This window comes from Methylobacterium sp. A54F (genome assembly GCF_053346035.1).
This window is the reverse complement of sequence record NZ_JBKFBF010000001.1, coordinates 105366-129759: the sequence shown is the minus strand read 5'-3', so window position 1 is coordinate 129759 and position 24394 is coordinate 105366. Positions and strand designations below refer to the sequence as shown.

Here is a 24394-nt window from a genome sequence, read left to right as displayed (position 1 = left end):
AAGTCCCCGATCGTTACGAGGCAGGGCCGGAGGCAGCGACATGGGCGGATCCGATGGGGAGCCGCGCGCCGCGATCGTCGCGGCCATGCGCGACTTAATCAATCTCGGATTGAGCCAGGGCACCTCGGGCAACGTCTCGGTGCGCACGCCGGACGGCTTCCTCGTCACGCCGTCCGGCATCCCCGCCGAGGAGCTCCGGCCCGAGCATATCGTGGCGATGGACATGGCGGGCGGCTACGCGCATCCGCTGGCGCCCTCCTCCGAGTGGCGGTTCCATCGCGACATCCTGTCGACCCGCCCCGAATTCGGCGCCGTAGTGCACGCCCACCCGACCTACGCCACCGCCTTCGCGATGTGCGGCCGCACGATCCCGGCCGTCCACTACATGATCGCCGCGGCCGGCGGCCCGACGATCCGCTGCGCGCCCTACGCGCCCTACGGCACCGAGGCCCTGTCCCGCGCGGCGCTCGCGGCGCTCGAGGGCCGGTCGGCCTGCCTGCTGGCGAATCACGGCCTGATCGCCGCCGGTCCGACCCTCGCGAAGGCCCTGTGGCTCGCCGTGGAGGTCGAGACGCTTTGCCGGCAATACGCCGTCGCGCTACAGGTCGGGGCGCCGGTGATCCTCGACGACGCGGAGATCGCGGACACCGTCGAGCGCTTCCGCTCCTACGGACCTCGCTCCGCCGTGCCACAGGACGGATCGACCGAGAACTAGTATGGACCGGTTCCCGCGATGACCGGCGAATATACAACCTAATATTGTATTCCTAGCGGCTTCTATGCCGGCGGTCGAAAAAGGCCGGCTTGCGTCAAGTTCTGCACACCGTCCGCCGGGTCGGAGGCAGGGGCTCTCAAGCCGAGCCCCCGGCGCTTTATTTGGCGGCGAGCCGTTTGCCCGCTCGGCGAAACAGCGTGGTCTACCAGTATGCAAGTTTTTCCAATGCGGAGATTGGACTTGCATCTTGCCCTAGGATTGAAGAAATCCTAATAGCGCCTAGAACACATTCTCGACCTGGCTGACCTAGCATGCATCTGTCAGCCGTATGGTCCACGATTGAAATTGCCCATCCGAAACGGGGGATCATAATGACCGCTGAGAACGGCGTTTCGCCGGACTACATCGAGCTTGCCGCCGACATCGTCTCCGCATTCGTGAGTAACAATTCCATCCCGGTGCTCGAACTTCCTGCCCTGATCGCGTCCGTCCATGCCGCCCTGAGCCGCCTGTCGGCCCAGGCCACCGAGGAGAAGCCCGAGCCTCTGACGCCCGCGGTCTCCGTCAAGCGCTCGATCACGCCCGACTTCATCGTCTGCCTGGAGGATGGGAAGAAGTTCAAGTCGCTCAAGCGCCACCTGCGCACCCGCTACGACATGACCCCCGACCAGTACCGCGCGAAGTGGAACCTCGCCGCCGACTACCCGATGGTGGCGCCGAGCTACGCGGCCGCCCGCTCGGAGCTTGCCAAGAACATGGGCCTCGGCCAGCAGCGGCGGAAGACGCGCGGCAAGGCGGCGCCCGTCGAGGCGGCGAAGCCCACGGCTCCGGCTCGCGGCCGCCGCCGCCGGGCGGATGCCGAAGCCGACGCCTGAGATATCCACAGGCGAACCCCGCCTTCGCGCGGGGCGCGGGCGACCCGGGGGGCGGGCCGTTAGAGAACGGGCAAGCAAGGGCTGACAAGGCTCACGGATCCGGGTGCGACGCCCGACCCGAGGAGGATGCCTTGCCCGGCCCGCCCAGCATCGTGGCACGCCTGTTCTGGACCACCGTGATCGGCGGCGCCCTCGCGCTCGTCTACGGCCGCCCCGCCGCCCTCGCGACCGCTGCCGCCCTCGTCCTCGTGCTGCTTCACCGCCTGGGCCGGCCGGGGCGTTTCCGCCGGCAGGTCCGCCGGATCTGCCGCCGGCACGCCCGCACCCTCGCCGTGCGCCGCCGCCAGGAATGCTACGTCGACGCCTACGGCAACGCGGTCGAGGACGGCTGGCTGCGTGAGCGCACCTACTTCGTGGAGCGCACGATCCTGCCGGTGGTCGAGGCGCGGGGCTTCGCCGACTACGTCGCGCCACGCTGGGACGAGATGATCGCCATCGTGGAGGCGACGGCCCTCTCCGTGACGCTCCCGCCCGAGACCGAGGCCCCGGCGGACGGCATCGGCTACGAGCACTTCTGCGCGGAGCGCCTCGCCGCGGCCGGCTGGCGGGCGCACGCGACGCCGCCCTCCGGCGACCAGGGCGCCGACGTGGTGGCGGAGCGCGACCGCGTCCGCCTCGTCCTGCAGTGCAAGCGCTACGGCCGCCCGGTCGGCAACGCGGCGGTGCAGGAGATCGCCGCGGCCTGCCGCTACTGGTCGGCCGACATGGCCGCCGTGGTCTCGAACGCCGGCTTCACCCAGGCCGCCCGGAAGCTCGCCGCGGCCACGGGCGTGCTTCTCCTGCACCACGACGACCTCGCCGACCTGCACCCGGTGCGCCAGCTCGGCCGCCGCGGGGCGGGCGGGTTCCGCTGAAGTTTCAGCCCGCGTCGTCGAGGGGCAGCCAGCGCCGGCCGTCCCGGGCGAGCAGGGCGTCGGCGGCCTCGGGGCCGGCGCTGCCGGCGGCGTAGAACGCCACGTCGCCCTGGGGCCAGCCCTTGAGGAGCGGCTCGACCGCGGCCCAGCCGGCCTCGATGTTGTCGGCGCGCTGGAACAGCGTCGCATCCCCGGTCATGCAGTCGTAGAGCAGCGTCTCGTAGCCGACGTTCGGGGTCTCGGCGAAGAAGTCCGCGTAGCGGAAGCGGGTGCGCAGCGGCGCGATCTCCATGCGGGGGCCGGGCCGCTTCACGTTGAGCTCGGTGCTGCCGCCGTGGTCCGGATCGATCGTCAGGCGCATGATGTTCGGGGCGAGCTCGGTCACCGCCGTGTCGGCGAACAGGTGGAAGGGCGGCGGCTTGAAGTGGATCGCGATCTCGGTCCGCCGGCCCGTCATGCGCTTGCCGGTGCGCAGGTAGAAGGGCACGCCGGCCCAGCGCCAGTTCTCGATCTCGAGCTTGAGGGCGACGTAGGTCTCCGTCACCGAGTCCTTCGCGACGTCGGGCTCGTTGCGGTAGGCCGCCACGTCGCGGCCCTGCAGGTGTCCGGCGGTGTACTGGCCGCGCACGGCGTCCCCCGGGCCGACCGGCTTCACGGCCTCCACGAGCTTCGCCTTCTCGGTGCGCACGGCCTCCGCGTCGAAGGAGTTCGGCGGTTCCATCGCCACCATGGAGAGGAGCTGGAACAGGTGGTTCGGCACCATGTCGCGCAGCGCCCCGGTCGGCTCGTAGAAGCCGCCGCGCAGCTCGACCCCCACCGTCTCGGCCGCCGTGATCTGGACGTGGTCGACGTATTCCCGCCGCCAGACCGGCTCCAGCATGCCGTTGGCGAAGCGCAGCGCCATGATGCTCTGCACCGCCTCCTTCCCCAGGAAATGGTCGATCCGGTAGAACTGGCTCTCGTCGCCCTGCGCCAGGATGCGCGCGTTGAGCGCCTGCGCGGAGGCGAGGTCGGAGCCGAACGGCTTCTCGATGACGACGCGCCGGAAGGCGCCCTCGTCCTGCTTCAGCAGCCCGGCCTGCCCGAGCCCCTCGACGATCGTGCCGAAGAAGCGGGAGGCCACCGCGAGGTAGAAGATCACGTTGCCCGAGAGCCGGCTCCCGAGGGTCCGGAAGCTCTCCGCGTCCGTGAAGTCGGCCTTCTGGAAGTGGATGCGCTCGCGGACGAAGCCCCAGTCCGTCGCGTCGATCTCGGCGGCGTGGAACTCGGAGCCCGGGTCCTTCGTGAAGGCGTTCATCGCCTCCGTCAGCTCCCCGCGCAGGCTCTCGTCGGTGTTGTCGTTGTGATCGACGCCGAGGATCCGGAAGCCCGGGTCGAGGAGATGCGCGCCCGACAGGTTGTAGAGGGCCGGCATCAGGAGCCGCTTGGTGAGGTCGCCGGCCGCCCCGAAGATCACCAGGGTGCAGGGCGGGGCGGGCTTCGTGCCGCAGGCGGCCTTGTCCTTCGGCGTGGCGGGCTGGTCCATGGCGGAAGCTTTCCTGCGGCCCGCCCGGTTCCAGCGGGAATCGTGGCTCCAACGGGCGACCGGCTTCGCCGTTCCGGCTCCTCGCGGACCGGTGACGCCCGTCGTGTCCGGGGGCCTGTCCGACTCCGTCCGGGGGCCCGTCCGACTCGTCCGGGCACCCGGACTATTCGTCCGGGCGCACCGCTTGGCCGCGGTCGATCGGCAGGCGGGCCCCGGTCAGCTCGGGTCCGCTCGGCAGGGCGCGGGCGTCCCAGCCGCCGCCGAGCGCCCGGATCAGGGTCACGGCCGTGGTGAAGCGGTTGAGCCTGACCGCCAGCGCGTTGACCTCGTTCGTCAGGAGCAGCGCCTGGGCGGTGACGACGGTCGTGAAGTTCTGGGTGCCCGCCCGGTACTCGTTGAGGGTGATCTCGACGGCGCGGCGGGCGGATTCGGCGGCGGCGTCCTGCGCGGCCTGCTGGCGGGCGAGGATGCGCACGCCGGCGAGCCCGTTCTCCACCTCCGCGAAGGCGGCGAGGACGGTCTGGCGATAGCTCGCCACGCTGGCGTCGTAGGTGGCCTCGGAGGCGCGCAGGGCCGCCGCGCGGGCGCCGCCGTCGAACAGCACCTCCGTGCCGGAGGCCGCCACCGACCAGACCTGGTTGGCCGCCGAGAACAGGCCGCCCGCGGGGCTGCCCAGGATGCCGCCGGAGGCCGAGAGCGTCACGGTGGGGAAGAAGGCCGCCACCGCGACGCCGATGCGCTCGCTCTGGGCCTGCACGGTGCGCTCGGCCTGGGCGACGTCGGGCCTGCGCTCCAGGAGCGCCGACGGGATGCCGACCGGAACCGCGGGCGGGCGCTGCGCGAGCGCCCCCACCGGGATGGTGAGCTCCGAGGGCGGGCGCCCGATCAGGGTCGCGATGGCGTGCTCGTAGGTCGCCCGCTGCAGCCCGGCCGCGATGGCCTGGGCCTGGGCGGTCTGCACCTGCGTCTGCGCGGTGATCACGTCCGAGCGGGCGGCGGTGCCGGCGTTGTACTGGTTCTCGGTGATCGCCTGCGTGCGGCGGAAGATCTCCACGGTCTCGTTGAGCAGGCGCTGCAGCGAGTCGGTGTAGCGCAGCTGCTGGTAGGCGGTGGCCACCTCCGCCTGGGTCGCGAGGCGCACCAGGGCGATCTGGGCGGCGTCGGCCTGGGCGAGCGCCACCTCGCTCTCGATGTTGCGGCGGATGCCGCCGAACAGGTCGAGCTCCCAGCTCGCCTGGCCCTGGAGCGAGATGCTGGTGCGCTCGACGCCGGCCGTGCGCAGGCGCGTGATGCTCGGCGCGCCGATCACGGTCGGGTAGAGGGCGGCGCGCGCCTGCTCCACCAGGGCGCGGGCCGCGCGGTAGTTCGCCACCGCCTGGCGGAGGTTCTGGTTGTCGACGTCGACGAGCCGGATCAGCCGGTCGAGGGTCGGGTCCTTGAACACCCGCCACCAGTCGCCCCGCTCGGCCGCGTCGTTGGGCTGCGCGATGCGCCAGCCCTTCCGGCCCGCGACCGCGGCCGCGCTGTCCTCGCGGGCGCCGCCCTGCTTGAAGCCGAGGGGCGTCTCGACGGAGGGGCGCGCGTAGTCGGGCCCGACGAGGCAGCCCGACAGCGAGGTCGCGAGCAGCAGGGCGAGGGCGAGGCGCCCCGCGGGCCAGGGGCCGGCGGTGCGCGCCCGATCCGGGACGGTGCTCATTCGGCGGCCGGGAGGGGGGCTGCGCCGCCCGTGCGCCGGCGGCGGCGCGCGAGCACCCAGTGCCGGAGGCGGTCGAGGTACAGGTAGACCACGGGCGTCGTGTAGAGGGTCAGGATCTGGCTCACGATCAGGCCGCCGATGATGGCGATGCCGAGGGGCCGCCGCAGTTCCGAGCCCTCGCCGCCCGCCATGATGAGCGGGGCCGCGCCGAGGAGCGCGGCGGCCGTTGTCATCATGATCGGCCGGAAGCGCAAGAGGCAGGCCTCGAAGATCGCGCCGTGCGGGTCGGCCCCGCGGGTGCGCTCCGCATCGAGGGCGAAGTCGATCATCATGATCGCGTTCTTCTTCACGATGCCGATGAGCAGGAACACGGCGATGAGGGCGATCACCGTGAACTCGGTGCCCGAGACGAGGAGCGCCAGCAGCGCCCCGATGCCGGCGGACGGCAGCGTCGAGAGGATCGTGATGGGGTGCACGAAGCTCTCGTAGAGGATGCCGAGGATCGTGTAGACGGCGAGGATCGCGGCCAGGATCAGGAGCGGCTGGCGCGAGGCCGAGGCCTGGTAGTTCTTGGCCGCGCCCGCGAACTCGCCGTGGATGGTGGCGGGCAGGCGCAGGTCCGCCATCGCCGTCTCGATCGCCGCGGTCGCATCCGACAGGCTGCGCCCCGGCGCGAGGTTAAACGAGATCGTGGTGGCCACGAACAGGCCCTGGTGGCTCACCTGCACGGGGGCGTTGCCGGTCTCGAGCCGCGCGAAGGCGGAGAGCGGGATCATGGTCTCCCGGGCGGCCGAGACCGGCGCGCTCGACGAGGCGCCCCCCTTGCTCGCCGCGATGGCGTTCGCGGCGGCGTTGCGGGCGGAATCGCCCGCGAGCGCCGCGGCCGTCGCCGCGTCGGTGGTGGCCGCCGTCGCGCCGGTCGCCGTGGCGCCGGTCGCCGTCGCGTTCCCCTGGGCATTGGTGTTGGTGGTGCCGTTCGCCGCCACCGTGCCGGCGACCGCGTTCGTGGTGGCCGAGCCCCGCGCCTTGCCGCCCGACGTCGAGACGTAGATCGTCTTCAGCGTCTCCGGGCTCTGGAGGTAGCGCGGGGCGATCTCCATCACGACGTGGTACTGGTTGAGGGGGTTGTAGATCGTCGAGACCTGGCGCTGGCCGAAGGCGTCGTAGAGCGTGTTGTCGATCTTGTCGGGCGTGATGCCGTAGCGGAAGGCGGTCGCCCGGTCGATCACGAGGCGGCTCTCCAGCCCCCCCTCCTGCTGGTCGGAGGTCACGTCGGCGAAGATCGGGTTGCGCTGGAGCGCCTGGAGCAGCTTCGGGGCCGCGGCGTAGAGCTCCTCCGCGGTGTCGCCCTGCAGGGTGTACTGGTACTGGGCGAAGCTCTGGCGCCCGCCCATGCGCAGGTCCTGCCGGGGGAACAGGAACAGGCGCGCGCCCGCGACCTGGGCGAGCTTCGGGCGCAGGCGCGCCATCACCTGCTCGATCGGCGGCCGCTCGGCCCGGGGCTTCAGGCCGACGAAGACGTTGGCGGAGTTGGTGCCCCGGCCCCCCGTGAAGCCCACCACGCTGTCGACCGCCGGGTCCGCCTGCACGATGGCGGTGGCCTGGCGCAGCTTCTGCTCCATCGCCTGGAACGAGATGCGCTGGTCGGCCTGGATGCCGCCCATCATCTGCCCCGTGTCCTGCTCGGGGAAGAAGCCCTTCGGCACGATCACGTAGAGGTAGACGTTGAGCCCGATCGTCGCGAACAGGGTCAAGAGCACGAGGCGGCGGTGGCGCAGCGCGAAGCGCAGGGAGCGCTCGTAGGCGGCGAGCGTGGCGTCGAAGGCGCCCTCCAGGGCGCGGACCAGAAGGTTCGGGCGCCCGCCCGCCCCGTGCGCCTCCGGGCGCAGCAGGCGCGCGCACATCATCGGCGTCGTGGTGAGCGACAGGACGAGGGAGATCAGGATCGCGAGCGACAGGGTGACGGCGAATTCCTGGAAGAGCCGCCCGACGAGGCCGCCCATCAGCAGGATCGGCAGGAACACGGCGATGAGCGACAGGCTCATCGAGATCACCGTGAAGCCGACCTCGCGGGCGCCGAGGAGCGCCGCCTCGATGCGGGGCCGCCTGAGCTCGATGTGGCGCTGGCAGTTCTCCAGCACCACGATGGCGTCGTCCACCACGAAGCCCGTCGCGATGATGAGGGCCATCAGCGACAGGATGTCGAGGGAGTAGCCGAACAGGTACATGGCCGAGAAGGTGCCGATGATCGAGATCGGCACGGCGACCGCCGGGATCAGGGTGGCGCGCCCCGAGCGCAGGAACACGAACACCACGAGGATCACGAGGCCGACCGCGATGAGCAGCGTCTCCTCGGTCTCGGCCAGCGAGGCCCGGATGGTGGCGCTGCGGTCGCCCGTGATGGTGAGGTCGATGTCGCCGGGCAGCGCCGCCTGGATCTGCGGGATCGCGGCCTTCAGGCCCTTGATGGTCTCGACGACGTTCGAGCCCGGCTGCTTGTAGACGAACAGGATCACCCCGGGCTTGCCGTTGACGAGGCCGAGGTTGCGCTTGTCCTCGACGCCGTCCAGCACCTGTCCGACGTCGGTGAGCCGGACGGCGGCCCCGTTGCGGTAGGCCACCACGATATCGCGGTAGTCGGAGGCCTGCCGGCCCTGGTCGTTGGCGTAGAGCTGGTAGTGGCGGTCCGCCGTCTCGATGGCCCCCTTCGGCGAGTTGGCGTTGGCCGAGGCCAGCGCCGCCCGGATGCCCTCGAGCCCGATGCCGTAGTTGAACAGGGCGGTGGGATCGAGCTCGACGCGCACCGCCGGCAGCGAGGAGCCGCCGATGTCGACGTTGCCGATGCCGGAGAGCTGCGAGATCTTCTGCTGCACGATCGTGGCGGCGGAATCGTAGAGCTGGCCCGGCGTCAGAGTGTTGGACGTCAGCCCGAGGATCAGGATCGGCGCGTCGGCCGGGTTGAACTTGCGGTAGGTCGGGTTGGTGCGAAGCGCCGTCGGCAGGTCGGCCCGGGCGGCGTTGATCGCCGCCTGCACGTCGCGGGCGGCGCCGTCGATGTCGCGGTTGAGCCCGAACAGCAGGACGATGCGCACCGTGCCGGTGGAACTCGTCGAGGTCATCTCGTTGACGTCGGCGATGACCCCGAGGCGCCGCTCGAGCGGTGCTGCCACCGTCGTCGCCATGGTGTCGGGCGAGGCGCCCGCCATCTGCGCCTGCACGAGGATGACGGGGAAGTCCACCTGGGGCAGGGGCGCCACCGGCAGCTTCAGGAACGCGAAGATCCCCGCGATCAGCACGCCGATCGTCAGCAGCGTCGTGGCGACGGGCCGCCGGATGAACGGCTCGGAGACGTTCACGGCAGCGCCTCGACGCCCGGCAGGCCGCTCGGGCGGCGGCCGGTGAGGCGGCGCTCCAGGCGGTCGAAGGCGAGGTAGATCACCGGGGTCGTGAACAGCGTCAGCACCTGGCTGACGATGAGGCCGCCCGCGATGACGATGCCGAGCGGCTGGCGCAGCTCGGAGCCGACGCCGGTCCCGACGATCAGCGGCACCGCCGCGAACAGGGCGGCGAGCGTCGTCATCAGGATCGGGCGGAAGCGCAGAAGGCAGGCCTCGTAGATCGCGTCGCGCGGGCTCAGGCCCTCCTCGCGCTCGGCCTGGAGCGCGAAGTCGATCATCATGATCGCGTTCTTCTTCACGATGCCGATGAGCAGCACGATGCCGATGATCGCGATGATGTCGAGGGGCAGCCCGAACAGCATCAGGCCCAGGAGGGCGCCGATGCCGGCGGACGGCAGCGTCGAGAGGATCGTGATGGGGTGGATGAAGCTCTCGTAGAGGACGCCGAGCACGATGTAGACGGTGACGATCGCGGCGAGCACCAGGAACAGCTCGTTGCCGAGCGCCGCCTCGAAGGCGAAGACCGAGCCCTGCGGCACCACCCGGAAGCTCTCCGGCAGGGCGACCGCGGCCTTGGCCGCGTCGATCGCATCCACCGCCTGCCCCAGCGCCGCCCCGGGGGCGAGGTTGAACGAGACGGTGGTGGCCGGGAACTGCCCCAGGTGGCTGATGAGGAGCGGCGCCCGCCGCTCGCTGACGCGGGCCACCGCCGAGAGCGGCACCTGCCCGTTCGAGGCGGTGGAGGAGGGCAGGTAGATCGTGTCCAGGCTCTCGACCGTGCGGTGGAGGTCCGGGTCCGCCTCGAGGATCACCCGGTACTGGTTCGACTGGGTGAAGATCGTCGAGATGATGCGCTGGCCGAACGCGTCGTAGAGCGCGTTGTCGATGGTGGCCGGCGTGATGCCGTAGCGGCCGGCGGTGGGCCGGTCGATGGTGACGTAGGCCGAGAGCCCGCTGCCCTGGTAGTCGCTCGCCACGTCGGCGAGGACGGGGGACCCCTTCAGGGCGTCCACGAAGCGGGGCACCCAGGTCTCGAACTCGGAGAGGTTCGGGCTCTCGAGGATCACCTGGTACTGCGTGGCCGAGACCGCGGTGTCGATCGTCAGGTCCTGCACCGGCTGCATGTAGAGGCGGATGCCGGAGACGTCCGCGGTGGCGGCCCGCAGGCGCCGGATGATCTCCGAGGCGCTGCCGCTCCGGGCGTCGCGCGGCTTCAGGTTGATGAGCAGCCGGCCGGAATTCAAAGTCACGTTCTGGCCGTCGACCCCGATGAAGGAGGACAGGCTCGCCACGTCCGGATCCTTGACGAGGATCGCGGCGAGCCGCTGCTGGCGCTCCGCCATGGCCGCGTAGGAGACCGACTGGTCGGCCTGCGTGATGCCCTGGATCACCCCCGTGTCCTGCACGGGGAAGAAGCCCTTGGGGATCACCACGAACAGGTAGGCGGTGAGCGCCACGGTGCCGAGCGTGACGAGGAGGGTCAGGCCCTGGTTGTTCAGGACGACCCGCAGGGACCGCCCGTAGGACGCGATGGTGCCGTCGACCGCCCGGCGGCCGAGGCGCGACAGCACGCCCTCGCGGCGGCGCGCCTGCCCCTCCGGCTCGTGCCGGAGGAGGCGCGCGCACAGCATCGGCACGAGGGTGAGGGAGACCACCGCCGAGATCACGATGGTGGCCGCGAGGGTGATCGCGAACTCGTGGAACAGGCGCCCCACCACGTCGCCCATGAACAGGAGCGGGATCAGCACCGCGATCAGCGAGACGGTGAGCGAGATGATGGTGAAGCCGATCTCGCGCGAGCCCTTCAGCGCGGCCTCGAGGGGCGAGTCCCCGTCCTCGACGTGGCGGGCGATGTTCTCGATCACCACGATGGCGTCGTCCACGACGAAGCCCGTGGCGATGGTGAGGGCCATCAGGGACAGGTTGTCGAGGGAGAAGCCGTAGAGGTCCATCACGGCGAGCGCCCCGATCAGGGAGAGGGGCACCGACAGGCTCGGGATCAGCGTCGCCGAGAGGCTGCGCAGGAACAGGAAGATCACCAGCACCACGAGGGCGATGGCGAGGCCGAGCTCGAACTGCACGTCCTCCACCGAGGCCCGGATGGTGGTGGTGCGGTCGGTCAGCGGCGTCACCGTGATGGCGGCCGGCAGCGTCGCCTGGAGCTGGGGCAGCAGCGCCTTGATCTTGTCGACGGTGGCGATGACGTTGGCGCCGGGCTGGCGCTGGATGTTGAGGATGACGGCCGGGGTCTCGTTCGCCCAGGCGCCGAGCTTGGTGTTCTCCGGGCCCTCCACCACGTCGGCGACGTCCGAGAGCTTCACGGGGGCGCCGTTGCGGTAGGCGATGATCGCCGCGTCGTAGACCTTCGGGTCGCGGATCTGGTCGTTCGCGTTGATCGCGTAGGACTGCTTCGGCCCGTCGATGTTGCCCTTCGGCGTGTTGACGTTGAGGTTCGTGATCGTGGTGCGCAGGTCGTCGATGTTGAGCCCGTAGGCCGCGAGCGCCCGGGCGTTGAAGCGCACCCGCACGGCGGGCCGTTGCCCGCCCCCCATGCTGACGAGGCCGACGCCGGCCACCTGGCTGATCTTCTGGGCGAGCCGCGTCTCGGCGAGGTCGCGCACCTGCGTCAGCGGCAGCGTCTTCGAGGTCAGCGCCAGCGTCAGGACCGGCGCGTCGGCCGGGTTCACCTTGGCGTAGATCGGCGGCGCCGGCAGGTCGGAGGGCAGCAGGTTGCCGGCCGCGTTGATCGCCGCCTGGACCTGCTGCTCCGCGATGTCGAGGGGGAGGTCGAGGCTGAACTGCAGCGTGATGACGGAGGCCCCCGCGGAGCTCTGCGAGGTCATCTGGTTGAGGTTGGCGAGCTGCCCGAACTGCCGCTCCAGCGGCGCGGTGACGGCGGAGGTCATCACCTCCGGGCTCGCGCCCGGATAGAAGGTCTGCACCTGGATCGTCGGGTAGTCGACGGAGGGCAGGGCCGAGACCGGCAGGTTCAGGTAGGACACCGCGCCGACGATCAGGATCGCCAGCATCAGCAGCGTGGTGGCCACCGGCCGCAGGATGAACAGGCGGGAGGGGTTCATGGGCGTGCGCCCTCCCTCCCCGCTCTGCCGGGGGAGGGGCGAGCGGCGCGCCTCGGGCGGGCCCTGGGCACGTTCCCGCTCACGGCGCCTGGCGGCGCCGGTGGCGGCGCGGCTCCTCGCCGGACGCGGCGGCCTTGTCCGTCGCGGCCTTGTCCGCCGCGGGCTTGTCGGCGCCCGCGGCCGCGTCGCTCGCGATCTTCACGGGGGCCCCGTCGCGCAGGCGGTCGGTGCCGTCCGTGACGACCCTGTCGCCGACCTGGAGGCCGGAGAGCACCACCGTGCGGGTGCCGTCGGTCTCGCCGGTCTTGATCGGGCGGACCACGACCTTGTCGTCCCCGTCCATCAGGTAGACGTAGGTGCCCGGCGTGCCCTGCAGGATCGCGTTGTTCGGCACCAGCGGCGCGTTGCGCACCGTGTCGACGGTGAGCTTGGCGTTGACGAACTGGTTCGGGAACAGCGCCTCGTCGTCGTTCTGGAAGAGCGCGCGCAGGCGCACGGTGCCGGTGGTGGTGTCGATCTGGTTGTCCACCGTGTCGAGGGTGCCGGCGGCGATCTCGTGGGCGTCGCCGCGGTCGTAGGCGCGCACCGTCAGCCTGGCGCCGGCCCGCACCTGCCGCATCACGCGGGACACGTCGTCCTCCGGCAGGGTGAACAGGACGGAGATCGGGTGGAGCTGCGTCACCACCACGATCGCGGTCGAGGCGGCGGTGATGTAGTTGCCCTGGTCCACCTGACGCAGGCCGACCCGGCCGTCCACCGGCGCGATGATGCGGGTGTAGGTGATGTTGAGCCGCTGCTGGTCGACGAGCGCCTGGTCGGCCGCCACCGTGCCCTCGTTCTGCTTCACGAGGGCTCCTTGCGTGTCGACGTTCTGCTTCGAGATCGAATCCTGCTGCGCGAGCCGCTGGAAGCGGGCGAGGTCGAGCTTCGAGTTCTGCAGGAGCGCCTGGTCCCGGGCGAGCTGGCCCTGGTACTGCGCCAGCAGCGCCTCGTAGGGGCGCGAGTCGATCTGGGCGAGGAAATCGCCCTTCTTGACCATCTGGCCCTCGCGATAGCCGATCTCGGTGAGGTAGCCGCTGATCTGCGAGCGGATCGTCACGGTGGCGAGCGGCGTCACCGTGCCGAGCCCCTGCAGGATCACCGGGACGTCGCCGGCCGTGATGCCCGCGATGCCGACGACCTGCGGCTGGTCGCCCATGTGCCGGCCGCCGCGGCCCGCGCCCTTGCCGGGGGCCGCCGTGCCCTCCGCGTCGCGGGTGCTGCGCGCGTCGTACCAGCGATGGGCCACCGCGCCCGCGGCCATGAGTGCCACGAGCAGGAGGAGCCAGCGGAGAAGGCGCGAGCGGCGGCGCGTGCGCGCGGGGGCCGGCGCCTCCGGGAAGGCCCGTGCCCGTTCGGTCCGGATCGGTGAACTCTCGTTCATGACTGCCTAACCCGAGGAGCCTGCGCGACGCCGGCCCCGATGACGCGCACCGTCGAACCGCTCCTGCGAACTGTTCCAGATAGAGTTCGTCCCCGCCACCGCCCGTGCAAGTCCCGAACGGCTGCGCACCCGGTGCGGCATCTTCGGTCGAGCGGTCTGCATGACGTCCGCCATGAGCGTTCAATGAGACGCCAGTACGGCGTCGGCGTTTCAGGGATGTTGCTGGCCCGCCGGGAGCGACTGATAGAAGCGGATGACGTCCCGCATCGGCTCGTCCACCGGCGCGACCGGCACGGCGAGGCGCAGGCCGAGGCCCAGGAGACCGGTCGCGAGCGCGAGGAGGAGACAGGTTCGCATGACCGCGATGGGTGTGGCTGGCCGGCCGTCGTGCGGGGCCCGGCCACCGATAGGCGGCGACGGCCGTGGCGTCACGCGAAAAGGGCCGCCAGGGAGATGGCGGCCCGATCCACGACCGGAGCGGCGTATCGCAGGAGCGAAACGAGGGGGCGGAGTTCCGCGCCGCGACACGCCGTTCCAGCCGTGTCAGCAAGAGATACTTCACGACTGATGAATGTCAACAATCGTCAGAGCTTCGGAAGCAAGGGAGCCGAAGCGACGTGCGCTTGCGCACGTTTCCCGCCCTGAACGGTGCGTGTTAGAGCGGGCCATGACCGCAACGCCCACCGCTCAGGCATGAACCGCGTCCTCTCGGATCTCCCGACCTCGGTGTTCGAGACGATGTCCCGCCTCGCCCGCGAGCACGGGGCGATCAACCTCGGCCAGGGTTTCCCGGACGCGCCCGGACCCGCCGACCTCCGCGAGCGGGCGGCGGACGCCCTGCGGGACGGCAACAACCAGTATCCGCCGATGATGGGCCTGCCGGCGCTGCGCGAGGCGATCGCCGCGCACTACGCCCGCCACCAGGGCCTCGCCCTAGACCCCGAGACCGAGGTGATGGTGACGTCGGGCGCCACCGAGGCGCTCGCCGGCGCCCTCCTGGCGCTGATCGAGCCCGGCGACGAGGTGGTGGTGTTCGCGCCCGCCTACGACGCATACCTGCCCCTGATCCGCCGCGCCGGGGGCGTGCCCCGCCTCGTCACCCTGCAGCCGCCGGACTTCCGCCTCGCGGAGGCGGACCTCGCCGCGGCCTTCGGCCCGCGCACGCGGGCCGTGATTCTCAACAATCCCCTCAACCCGAGCGCGACGCAGTTCGGGCGGGCGGACCTCGACCGGCTCGCCGGGTTCTGCCGCCGCTTCGACGCCGTGGCGATCTGCGACGAGGTCTGGGAGCACGTCGTCTTCGAGGCGCCCCACATCCCGCTGATCGGCCTGCCGGGCATGCGCGAGCGGACCGTGAAGATCGGCTCGGCCGGCAAGATCTTCAGCCTGACCGGCTGGAAGGTCGGGTTCGTGATGGCGGCCCCGGGCCTGATGCGGGTGCTCGCCAAGGCGCACCAGTACCTCACCTTCACGACGCCCCCGAACCTGCAGGCGGCGGTGGCCTGGGGGCTCGGCAAGGAGGACGCCTACTTCCGGGACATGCGCGCCGGCTACGCGCGGGCGCGGGACCGCCTCGCCGCGGGGCTCGCCGGGGCGGGCTACCGGGTGCTGCCCTCGGCCGCGACCTACTTCCTCAACATCGACATCGGGGGGCTCGGCCACGCCGACGACGTCGCCTTCTGCGAGGCGCTGGTGCGCCGGCACGGCGTGGCGGCGATTCCGGTGAGCGCCTTCTACGGCGCCGACCCGGTGCGGACCCTCGTGCGCCTCTGCTTCGCCAAGGACGACGCCACCCTCGACGCGGCGGTGGAGCGGATGGCCGGGCTCCTGCGGAGGGCGGCCTGATGGGCGCGATCCTCGCGGCGCCGATCCGCGCCACGCCGATCCTTGCGGCGCCCCCGGTGCGGGGCCACATCCTCCCCCATGAAGACGAACGCCTTCTCCCGGGCCCCGACCATGGACTTCACGCGGGTCGGCGCCGTGCCGCCCTTCGGCGCGACCGATGCCGACCGGGCCGCGAGCCTCGCCCGCCTCGAGCAGCTGGCGCACCTCCTCGATTCCGCCTTCCTGATCCCCGGCCTCAACCGGCGGGTCGGCCTCGAGGCGGTGATCGGCCTCGTGCCGGTGGTGGGCGACGTCGCCGGCATGGTGCTGTCGTCCTACATCGTCTACGAGGCCAAGCGCCTCGGAGCGCCCCGCTGGCTCATCGCCCGCATGGCGATGAACGTCGCCTTCGACGGGCTCGTCGGGGCGGTGCCGCTGGCGGGCGACCTGTTCGACGCCGCCTTCAAGGCCAACCGCCGCAACGTCCGCCTGCTGCGCCGGCACCTGGAGCGGAGCGGCGGCGTGCGCCCGAGCGAGATCGAGGGAACCGCCGTGCGCCTCGACGGATAGCGCCGGCCCCGGCGCGGTGGGAGCGGAGCCGATGAACGAGATCGCCCCGCTCACCGAGGCCCAGGCCGTGGGTCAAGCCGTGGCGGCGCCGATGCCCGGCGCCCAGCCCCTGGTGCTCGCCCCCGAGGGCCGACGCGGCCTGTCGCCCCTCAACCGCCGGCGCCTCGCGAACTTCCAGGGCAACCGGCTCGGCTACTGGTCCTTCGTGACCTTCGTGGTCCTGTTCGTCCTCAGCCTGTTCGCGGAGTTCATCGCCAACGACCGGCCCCTGTTCGTCTCCTACAAGGGCGAGTGGCTGTTCCCGGTCGTCGTGGATTACCCGGAGGAGAAGTTCGGCGGCTTCCTGGCCTACACCGACTACCGGATGCCGGAGAACCGCAAGGAAATCGCCGAGAACGGCTTCGCGATCTGGCCGCCGATCCCGTTCTCCTACAACACCTTCGACAGCAACCCGCCGACCGCCTCCCCCTCGCCGCCCACCTGGACGCTCACCGACGCGGAGTGCCGCGCCGCGGCCGAGAAGGTCGGCGGCAGCCGCTGCCGCGACCTCGAGACCCACTGGCTCGGCACCGACAACGCCGCCCGCGACGTGCTCGCCCGCGTCATCTACGGCTTCCGGATCTCGGTGCTGTTCGGCCTGATCCTGGCCGTCGTCTCCTCGCTGATCGGCGTCGCGGCGGGCGCCGTGCAGGGCTACTTCGGCGGCTGGGTCGATCTCGCCTTCCAGCGCTTCATCGAGGTCTGGAGCGGCATCCCGACCCTCTACCTGATCATCATCATCTCGGCCTTCATCGCGCCGGGCTTCTTCGTGCTCCTCGGCATCATGCTGCTGTTCTCCTGGGTCGCCCTGGTGAGCGTCGTGCGCGCCGAGTTCCTGCGCGCGCGCAACTTCGAGTACGTGCGGGCGGCGCGGGCCCTCGGCCTGTCGAACCTGCGCATCATGACCGTCCACCTCCTGCCGAACGCCATGGTGGCGACGCTCACCTTCCTGCCCTTCATCCTGAGCGGGTCGATCACCACCCTCACCTCCCTCGACTTCCTCGGCTTCGGGCTCCCTCCCGGCTCGCCGTCGCTCGGCGAGATGCTCGCCCAGGGCAAGGACAGCCCGCAGGCCCCGTGGCTCGGGCTCACGGGCTTCGCGGTGATCGCCGTGATGCTGAGTCTGCTCGTCTTCTCCGGCGAGGCGGTTCGCGACGCATTCGACCCGCGCAAGTCCTTCGCCTGACCTCGGGCAGGACCGCATTCGCGCGGCATCGTCATCACGAATGCGGCATCGCCCGGCTACGCTGCGGCGGAATGCTTGCGCCCCTGCGTGCCCGCTCCGGCGTACGACGAACGATTGCAGGGCGGGCTGCGGGATGATCTGCCTCTTTGTTTCGTGATCCAGCCCGTGATCGAATTTCATCTTCGATGCGCGCCACGAATGAACGATTTTTGGTCGTGCTGCTCACCGATTGGTGCCGGACGTCGCAGGTTTGAGGAGAAAGCGGGCATTTTCCCGACTTACGTTGTCGGACTTCACTGACCAGAGCGAACTACCGAGCATTCATCCGTAAGCTGCACGAATAATCCGCCGATGGAATGCCGAATTGTCCCGTTCTATGCCTCGGCGGGTGGCTCGGAAGCAGGCTCGTGCGTATCTCGACACCGGATATCTGCTAGAGCGAGCTTGCTTTTATCCGAGAACCTCTTAACTCGGAAACGAGAGGGAAGTTTGCAGCAGGATCCCAGCAATGTCTGATGTTGTACAGACGTCGTCGCCGAACCACGTCGAGCGGACCGTGGATGTCGTCTCAGCCTACGTGTCGAACAACTCGGTGCCGGTCGCCGATCTGCCGGCCCTGATTGCCAACGTGCACGACGCGCTGCGGGCCCTCGCGGCCGGCCCGGCCGTCGTCGAGGCGGAGACGATCGAGAAGCCGACGCCGGCGCAGGTCCGCAAGTCGATCAAGCCGGATGGTCTGATCAGCTTCATCGACGGCAAGTCCTACAAGACGCTGAAGCGGCACCTGACCAAGCACGGCCTCGACCCGCACGGCTACCGCGAGCGCTACGGCCTGCCGGCCGACTACCCGACGACCTCCGCCAACTACTCGGCGCAGCGCTCGGCCCTGGCCAAGAGCCTCGGCCTCGGCCAGCCCGGCCGCGCCGCTCCGGAGCCCGAGCCCGCCGCCGAGCCCGAGGCCGCCGCGCCCGCGAAGGGCCGCCGCCGCGCCGCCTCCGCCACGGCGAAGGGCGCGCAGAGCCGCAAGACCGCAGCCGCCGCCTGACGGGCGCGGCCCGGCCGTGCGCGTCCCCGCCGGGACGCGCGGGCCGAGGGGGATGGGTCGGACGAGGGACGCACCGAGGGCGTTCGTCCGACGGATCTTCTCAGAGGGACGAGGTCCTGCGCCCGAGGAGCCAGCCCCTGGCCCGCGCGAGGAGGGCGACGCGGGCCTGACCCATGTCGTCCGCATCGAGGAGCGGCGAGGCCGCGAGCGCCGCGAAGTAGGCGGCCTCCGGCGCCGTGCAGGCGCGCAGGGCGCCGTCCGCGGCGAGGACGCGGCTCGTCAGGGTCGCCTGGAGACCGAAGTTGCGCTGCAGGCAGCCGCGCCAGGCCGCGTGCCGCTCGGCCGCCTCGCCGGCCGCCGCCTGTCCGGCAGCGAGGAGCCCGGCGGCGAGGAGCGGGCCGGCGATGGTGCGCGGGCGGAGGGCAGGCATCGGCACAGGCTTCGGCAGGAGTCGGGGATCGGCGCAGCCTGCGCCGAATCCGTTAAGCCGGCGATAACCTTTCCCAAAGGTTGGCGTGCCGTTTCGGGATGCCCGCTCAGCGGTTCGCGGTGGTGACCGGCGAGGTGCTGCGGCCGAGGGACACCCACGCCACCGCATCCTGGCTCTCGCGCTTGATGAAGGTGTAGCCGGTCCGGTTCCAGGGCAGGACCGCGTTGGTCTTGTTGTCGAGGATGAGGTCGCCCCGGTCGGTGATCAGCGTCAGCACCGCGTGGCCCTCGCCCTTCTCGTCGATGACCACGGTCATCCGCATCGCCCGGCGGGGCAGGCCGGCGGCGGCCAGCAGGTGGCGCTTGAGGAGCTGGAAGTCCTCGCAGTCGCCGATGCCGTCCTCGGCGAGGTCCCAGCGGTCCGGCACGTGGAGGTGGTCCATGTCGGTCATCGCCTCGACCGACTTGTTCACCCGCTTGTTGACCGAGACGATCGTGCTCCACAGGTGGGGCGTCAGGGTGATCTGCGCCGCCTCGGTGCGGTCGAGGACGCACTCGCCCGGGTAGTGCTGGCAGAAGGTGACCCAGGCCGTGATCGGGCGGGCCTCGCCGGAGGTCGTCGCGACGCTCGGCACGCTCGGCAGGGCCGCGAAGGTCTGGGCCGCGGCCGGCCCCGCCGCCAGGGCCGCCAGGGCGCCGGCGAGCAGCCCGACCCCGGCGATCGCGCGCCGCCGCACGGCCGCCGCCACCGAACCCCGCCGCCCCGAAATCGCGCACCGCATCGCCGTGGCCCAACCGTTAAGCTTTCATTAACGAACGTGTCACGGTTGGGATCCGGCAGCAATCGGCTGGTTAAGATTGGGTTAACGGGATCCCGAGGATTTGCGCGACCGGGCGGTCCGGGCCGGCGCTCAGCGCCGCCCGCCGAGACCCCCGGGCAGGCCGCCTCCTGGCAGGCCGCCTCCTGGCAGGCCACCCCCCGGCCCGCCCCCGGGCGCGAGGCCGCCCGGGCCTCCGACCGCTCCCCCGAGGTTGCCGCCCCCGAAATTGCCGCCGCCGAACCCGCCCGGGGGCCCTCCGACGCCCCCGGCGGGACCCCCGAAGCCGCCGGCAGGCCCCCCGAAGCCGCCGGCAGGGCCCGGTGCGGTGCGGGTGTCGATGTCGAGCCCGCGGGGTCCGCCGACGCCGCCCGGACCCCGGTCCGGCAGGCCGCCGCGGGGGCCGAGGCCCTCCCGCAGGCCGGAGCCTCCGCGCGGATCGAGCCGGTCCGGCAGGCGCTCGAAGCGGGGCGATTGCGGGCCTCCGGGGGGGCGGTCGATCCCGCGCTCGGGGCTGGTCGGAGCGATGCGGTCCTCGACGCGCAGGCGCTCGACGGTGAGGCGGCCGTCGGCGGCGACGTCCGTGGTGAGCACGGCCCGCACGCTGCCGCGCCGGGGGATCTCGGCGCTCGGGGAGCCGCTGACCGGCAGCCCGGAGCCGAGGGCGATGCGGTCGCCGCGCCGGCCGATATAGGCCTCGATGGAGACGCGCCTGAGGCCCGGCACGAAGCCCGCCTCCGCCGGTACCGCCCGCGCCACCGCGAGGCCGGCCGCACCGGCGACGGGCTCGCCGGTGACCAGGGCGCGGCGCCCGACGAGCCCGGCCCCCGCGCCGTCGAGGCGCAGGCCCCCGATCATCGGCGTGCCGTCCGCCCCCCGCCGCACCGGCCCGGCGACCCGGGCGGGCCCCGGACCCCGCGCCTCGACGAGGCTCGCCACGATCACACCGTCCGGCCGGCGCAGGCCGCTCACGGCGACGCGCTCGCCGACCGCCCAGCGCCCCTTGAGGCCGGCGGTCGAGACCCTCTGGCCGAGGACCGTGAGGCCACCCTTCGCCACCGCCTCGACGGGCCCCACCACCTCGCTCGTCACCGCGATCCGTCCGGTCGCGAGGCCGTCGCCCTCCGGGCGGGCCACCACCCGGACGACGTGGCCGATGCGCAAATCCGCCGCGCGCGCGGGCACCCCGTCGATCTCCACCGCGACGTCCTTCGGGTAGGCGATGCGCAGGTCGTTGACGATGATCGACCCGAAGCGGCGGATCGTGCCGATGACCCCCGTGCCGCCGATGCCCCGGTCCCCCTCGCCGAGGGGGCTGCCGCCGGGCTCCTCGGCCGGGCGGGCGCCGGTGCCGCCGATGCCCTGGTCCCGCGGGGCGTCTCCCGGCGCGGCGAGGCCGCTGCCCGGCGGGAGGGCGCCCGGCAGGAGGGCGCCCGCGACGCCTGCCAGCAGGTGCAGGACGCGGCGGCGATGCGGGGCGGGCTGGCGCAAGCGGCCGCTCCTCAGGCGCTCGGGTCGGCCGGGGCGGCGTCCGGGGCGGCCGGCGCCTCGGCATAGACGTAGAGGCCGAAGTTCCAGCGATGGTCGCCGCCCGGGTCGGTCTCGCAGGCGGCGTGCGCCTCGCGGTTGGCCTTGTGCAGCGCTTCCATGGCGATCTCGCGGGCGCGCCGCTCGAGCCGCGCGGCGAGCTCCGCCGAGAGGCCGTCGTAGTGCACGGCCCGCTCCAGGAAGCGGGGCGCCTCGCCGGTGATGTTGGCGACGCTCGCCGCGATGTGGTCGTGCAGGTTCCGGCCGAAATAGTAGAGCTGCGGCTCGCCGCCGCCCTTCGGCACGTAGGCGCTCTCGGCGAGCACGATCCGCTCCTCCGCGTCCAGGGTCGCGAGGCCGCGGTCGAGCCATTCGTCGAGCACCGCGCGGGGGCGAAGGTCCCGGGTGACGCCCGCGACGAGGCTCTCGAAGGAGGGCGCCTCGCCCTCCGCGGCGCGGGGCAGGGGCAGGGGGCGGCCCTCGGCATCGGTGAAGCGCGGGTCCGCGAGCCAGCGGGCGATGATCCGGCTGGTGCGCGAGACGGCGGCGGGCACGGCGCTGACCGGCGCGCCCGCCCCGCGCAGGCGCCGCACCTCCTTGCGGTGGATCCCGGTCAGGAGGCTCACGCGGCTGTCCGTCTGCTCCTTGCCGGGCAGGGCGAAGTCGTACTCGGCGACGTTCACGTAGAGCTCGCGCAGGAGGTTGGTCAGCGCCGGGAAGGTGATCCCCCGGGCCACGAACAGGCGCACCAAGGGGCGCAGCAGCCGGGCCACCGGCGCGTGCAGGTCGGCGCCCTCCGGGGCGGTCTGACCGATCTCGGACATGGCGGCAGCTTACCGGTCCATGTGTGGGATACAATCCCACAGCGTGCGGACGCGCACCTGCGACCGTCGAATTCCTGTTGACGTGGGAAATTTGCACACGTAGCTTGGCGGCGTGGTCAAATTTCCCACGCCAACAGGACGGAAAGGCGCGATGATCCCGAACCACCTCTCCGGCGGATCGCCGCTCCGCCTGACGCCCCGCGCCGCCGCACGACCGCTGCGGTCCGTTCACCTGCTGCGGGGCCTGTGCGGCCTCGCGGCCCTCGCCCTGCCCGTCCTCGGGAGCGCCGCCGCGGACATGGTCCACCGCCCGGCGACCCCGCGGACCGGGCCGGTCGCCGCCGCGCCCTTCCCCTCCGGCGCGGCGGCGACCACCCTCCGGGTCGCGACCGCGGCACCGAGCCCCCGGTGAAGGTCGTGACGACCCTTCCGAGCACCGGCATCGCGGATGCCGGCTTCCCGAGCCGCGCCATGGCCGAGCCCGATCGACACCCCTGCGGCGGAGCCCAGGTCCTCGACCTCGCCATCTGCATGATCCTGGCCGTCACCATCGTCGGCCTGCTCGTACTGGCGCTCTGAGGCCGGAGCGGTTCCGCAGGCCCCACAAGGAAACCCTCATGCTCAAATCGATTCCGGCGGCCGCCTTCGGCCTCGCTGCGGCGACGCACGCCCTCGCGGCCGACCTGCCGGCCCGGCAAGCCCCGCCGCTCCTGCCCCTGCCGCCGGCCTTCACCTGGACGGGCCTCTACGTCGGCGTGAACGCCGGCTACGCGTTCCGGGGCGGGTCGGGACGCTTCGAGGACCCGACCTACGGCACCGTGACGGGCGGCCGCTCGGGCGGCGGCTTCGCGGGCGGCGGCCAGATCGGCTACAATTATCAGTTCACACCGGGCTCCGGCTTCGTGCTGGGCGTCGAGGCCGACATCCAGGGCACCGCCTTCGCCAAGGCCGATGCCGCGTACCTGGGCACCACCCCCTACTACGGCGTGCGGCCGAGCCTCGACTATTTCGGGACGGTGCGCGGCCGCGTCGGCTACGCCTTCGACCGGGTCCTGATCTACGGGACCGGGGGCTTCGCCTACGGGGGCGGGGCGCGCTCGGCCGCCGCGGCCGCCTATCCGTACGCCCTGCCGGACACCACCCGCACCGGCTACGCGGTCGGCGGCGGCCTCGAATACGCCTTCACCGACAAGCTCTCGGCGAAGATCGAGGGACTCTACGTCAACCTCGCCCGCCGCTTCTCGGGCGCGACCGTCTACGACGCGACGGTGCCGGCCTACTACGGCGGCGGCCGCGCCGAGTCCGGCTTCGGCCTCGTGCGGGCGGGTCTCAACTACCGCTTCTGAGGGGCGGCGCGCTCTACGCAGGCGCCGTCCGCACAGGTTGTCCCGTCACGGGCCTGTGCCATCTTGGCGGTAGAGGTGGCCACCCGCAGGAGGGACCCGCCGTGACCGTCAGACCCCATCTCGCCCTCGCCCTGAGCCTCTGCCTCTCCGGCATCGGTCTCGGGGCGCTCGCCCAGGATCTGCCGCGCCTGGACGCGAGGCGGGGCGCGCTCCTGATCCACGGCAATTTCTGCGGGCCGGGCAACCGCGGCCCCGGCTACCCGCCGGTCGATGCCCTCGACCGGGCCTGCATGCATCACGATGCCTGCACGCCGGAGCCGGCGAGCGGGCAGCTCCCGCACTGCGCCTGCCACGACCGCCTGCACGCGGAGGCTGGCCTCATCGCCGAGGACCCGCGCACACCGGACGGGCTGCGCGGCACCGCCCGCTTCATCGCGGACGGGGCGCTCGTCCTGCCCTGCCTCGACTGATCAGGCCGCGTCGGCGGGGCTGGCGGCGGCCTTCGGGCCGCCCTTGGCGACGCCGACGAGGGCCGGGCGCAGCACGCGCTCGCCGATCACGTAGCCGGACTGCACCACCTGCACGACGGTGCCGGCCGGCACCTCGGCGTTCGGCACCTCGAACATCGCCTGGTGGCGGTTCGGGTCGAAGCGCTGGCCCTGCGGCTCCACCGGCTTCACGCCGTGGCGCTCCAGCGTCTTGGCGAGGTCGCGCTCGGTGAGTTCGATGCCGTCGAGGAGGCCCTTCAGCGACCCCTGGGCGGCCTCGCGCTCGCCGGCCGGCACGCTCTCCAGGGCCCGCCGCACGTTGTCGGCGACGTTGAGCATGTCGCGGGCGAAGTTCGTCACCGCGTAGGTGCGGGCGTCCGCCACCTCGCGCTCGGTGCGCCGGCGCAGGTTCTCCATCTCGGCGAGGGTGCGCAGCAGGCGGTCCTTCATCTCGTCGCGCTCGGCCGTCACCGCCGCCAGCGCCTCGCCGCCGGGCTGCGTCTCGCCCGCGCCGTCCACCTGGGCGGCGCCGGCCTGCGAGGCCGCGCCCGGACCGGGCGTGGCCGCGTCCTGGTGCCGGTCGTCGTGCTCCATGTCGTTGCTCATCATCGCGATTCAGTCGTCGGGGAGGGATGGGATTTCGGCGCTGATATCAGGCGCGGGGGCAACGAA

At 72.0% G+C, this 24394-nt stretch carries 22 protein-coding genes; 11 read left to right on the top strand and 11 right to left on the bottom strand.

Features of this window, described 5'->3' with window-relative positions; translation table 11 throughout:
• The first annotated feature begins 40 nt into the window (after positions 1-40).
• The 3 genes from ACLBXP_RS00630 (at position 41) to ACLBXP_RS00620 (ending at position 2504) form a co-directional block, all read left to right on the top strand.
• Positions 41-715, top strand: coding sequence for a class II aldolase/adducin family protein (locus ACLBXP_RS00630; RefSeq protein ID WP_447665581.1), 675 nt, complete (start codon positions 41-43; stop codon positions 713-715).
• A 371-nt stretch (positions 716-1086) separates the two neighbouring features.
• A complete protein-coding gene (locus ACLBXP_RS00625; protein ID WP_447665580.1) occupies positions 1087-1590 on the top strand; it encodes a MucR family transcriptional regulator in 504 nt (167 codons plus the stop codon).
• 131 nt (positions 1591-1721) lie between these two features.
• On the top strand, positions 1722-2504 hold the full coding sequence (locus ACLBXP_RS00620) for a restriction endonuclease (RefSeq protein WP_447665579.1): 783 nt from the start codon (positions 1722-1724) through the stop codon (positions 2502-2504).
• 4 nt (positions 2505-2508) lie between these two features.
• On the opposite strand, the gene zwf is transcribed toward ACLBXP_RS00620, so the two are convergent.
• From zwf to ACLBXP_RS00590, 6 genes are all read right to left on the bottom strand, one after another.
• Positions 2509-4029: a glucose-6-phosphate dehydrogenase gene (zwf, locus tag ACLBXP_RS00615; protein WP_447665578.1), complete on the bottom strand. Its 1521-nt coding sequence runs from the start codon at positions 4027-4029 to the stop codon at positions 2509-2511.
• A 163-nt stretch (positions 4030-4192) separates the two neighbouring features.
• Positions 4193-5725 (bottom strand): efflux transporter outer membrane subunit, encoded by a 1533-nt coding sequence (locus ACLBXP_RS00610; RefSeq protein ID WP_447665577.1) that lies wholly within the window; start codon positions 5723-5725, stop codon positions 4193-4195.
• Positions 5722-9081: an efflux RND transporter permease subunit gene (locus ACLBXP_RS00605; RefSeq protein ID WP_447665576.1), complete on the bottom strand. Its 3360-nt coding sequence runs from the start codon at positions 9079-9081 to the stop codon at positions 5722-5724. The genes ACLBXP_RS00610 and ACLBXP_RS00605 overlap by 4 nt, the downstream gene beginning before the upstream one ends.
• Positions 9078-12203 carry an MdtB/MuxB family multidrug efflux RND transporter permease subunit gene (locus ACLBXP_RS00600; RefSeq protein WP_447665575.1) on the bottom strand — a complete coding sequence of 1042 codons (3126 nt, stop codon included), beginning with the start codon at positions 12201-12203 and terminating at the stop codon, positions 9078-9080. Before ACLBXP_RS00600 ends, ACLBXP_RS00605 begins: the two co-directional genes overlap by 4 nt.
• A gap of 79 nt (positions 12204-12282) precedes the next feature.
• Complete coding sequence (locus ACLBXP_RS00595; protein WP_447665574.1) at positions 12283-13626, bottom strand: MdtA/MuxA family multidrug efflux RND transporter periplasmic adaptor subunit; 1344 nt, start codon at positions 13624-13626, stop codon at positions 12283-12285.
• A gap of 210 nt (positions 13627-13836) precedes the next feature.
• Positions 13837-13983, bottom strand: coding sequence for a hypothetical protein (locus tag ACLBXP_RS00590; protein ID WP_447665573.1), 147 nt, complete (start codon positions 13981-13983; stop codon positions 13837-13839).
• A 336-nt stretch (positions 13984-14319) separates the two neighbouring features.
• Between ACLBXP_RS00590 and ACLBXP_RS00585 the strand changes: the two genes are divergently transcribed.
• The 4 genes from ACLBXP_RS00585 (at position 14320) to ACLBXP_RS00570 (ending at position 18290) form a co-directional block, all read left to right on the top strand.
• A complete protein-coding gene (locus ACLBXP_RS00585) occupies positions 14320-15471 on the top strand; it encodes an aminotransferase (protein WP_447665572.1) in 1152 nt (383 codons plus the stop codon).
• A gap of 111 nt (positions 15472-15582) precedes the next feature.
• Positions 15583-16020 carry a DUF4112 domain-containing protein gene (locus ACLBXP_RS00580; RefSeq protein ID WP_447666197.1) on the top strand — a complete coding sequence of 146 codons (438 nt, stop codon included), beginning with the start codon at positions 15583-15585 and terminating at the stop codon, positions 16018-16020.
• A gap of 31 nt (positions 16021-16051) precedes the next feature.
• Positions 16052-17245: an ABC transporter permease gene (locus ACLBXP_RS00575; RefSeq protein WP_447665571.1), complete on the top strand. Its 1194-nt coding sequence runs from the start codon at positions 16052-16054 to the stop codon at positions 17243-17245.
• Positions 17246-17753: 508 nt separating this feature from the next.
• Complete coding sequence (locus ACLBXP_RS00570) at positions 17754-18290, top strand: MucR family transcriptional regulator (protein ID WP_447665570.1); 537 nt, start codon at positions 17754-17756, stop codon at positions 18288-18290.
• Positions 18291-18390: 100 nt separating this feature from the next.
• On the opposite strand, the gene ACLBXP_RS00565 is transcribed toward ACLBXP_RS00570, so the two are convergent.
• The 4 genes from ACLBXP_RS00565 to ACLBXP_RS00550 form a co-directional block, all read right to left on the bottom strand.
• Positions 18391-18720, bottom strand: coding sequence for a hypothetical protein (locus ACLBXP_RS00565; protein WP_447665569.1), 330 nt, complete (start codon positions 18718-18720; stop codon positions 18391-18393).
• 106 nt (positions 18721-18826) lie between these two features.
• On the bottom strand, positions 18827-19501 hold the full coding sequence (locus tag ACLBXP_RS00560; protein ID WP_447665568.1) for a transglutaminase-like cysteine peptidase: 675 nt from the start codon (positions 19499-19501) through the stop codon (positions 18827-18829).
• Positions 19502-19630: 129 nt separating this feature from the next.
• Positions 19631-21028 (bottom strand): DUF5666 domain-containing protein, encoded by a 1398-nt coding sequence (locus tag ACLBXP_RS00555; protein ID WP_447665567.1) that lies wholly within the window; start codon positions 21026-21028, stop codon positions 19631-19633.
• 11 nt (positions 21029-21039) lie between these two features.
• The gene (locus ACLBXP_RS00550) at positions 21040-21888 is read right to left on the bottom strand and encodes a DUF6502 family protein (protein ID WP_447665566.1); all 849 of its coding nucleotides are present in this window, start codon (positions 21886-21888) and stop codon (positions 21040-21042) included.
• Positions 21889-22039: 151 nt separating this feature from the next.
• Here ACLBXP_RS00550 and ACLBXP_RS00545 point away from each other — a divergent pair, with 151 nt between their 5' ends.
• From ACLBXP_RS00545 to ACLBXP_RS00530, 4 genes are all read left to right on the top strand, one after another.
• Entirely contained in the window at positions 22040-22300 is a 261-nt protein-coding gene (locus ACLBXP_RS00545) for a hypothetical protein (protein WP_447665565.1), read from the top strand.
• A gap of 5 nt (positions 22301-22305) precedes the next feature.
• Positions 22306-22467, top strand: a complete 162-nt coding sequence (locus tag ACLBXP_RS00540) for a hypothetical protein (RefSeq protein ID WP_447665564.1) — start codon at positions 22306-22308, stop codon at positions 22465-22467.
• Between the two features lie 38 nt (positions 22468-22505).
• On the top strand, positions 22506-23234 hold the full coding sequence (locus ACLBXP_RS00535; protein WP_447665563.1) for an outer membrane protein: 729 nt from the start codon (positions 22506-22508) through the stop codon (positions 23232-23234).
• Between the two features lie 101 nt (positions 23235-23335).
• Positions 23336-23704 (top strand): hypothetical protein, encoded by a 369-nt coding sequence (locus ACLBXP_RS00530; RefSeq protein ID WP_447665562.1) that lies wholly within the window; start codon positions 23336-23338, stop codon positions 23702-23704.
• Here ACLBXP_RS00530 and grpE read toward each other — a convergent pair whose 3' ends face one another.
• Positions 23705-24331, bottom strand: coding sequence for a nucleotide exchange factor GrpE (grpE, locus tag ACLBXP_RS00525; protein ID WP_447665561.1), 627 nt, complete (start codon positions 24329-24331; stop codon positions 23705-23707). It abuts the gene before it with no gap.
• Between the last annotated feature and the right edge of the window lie 63 nt (positions 24332-24394).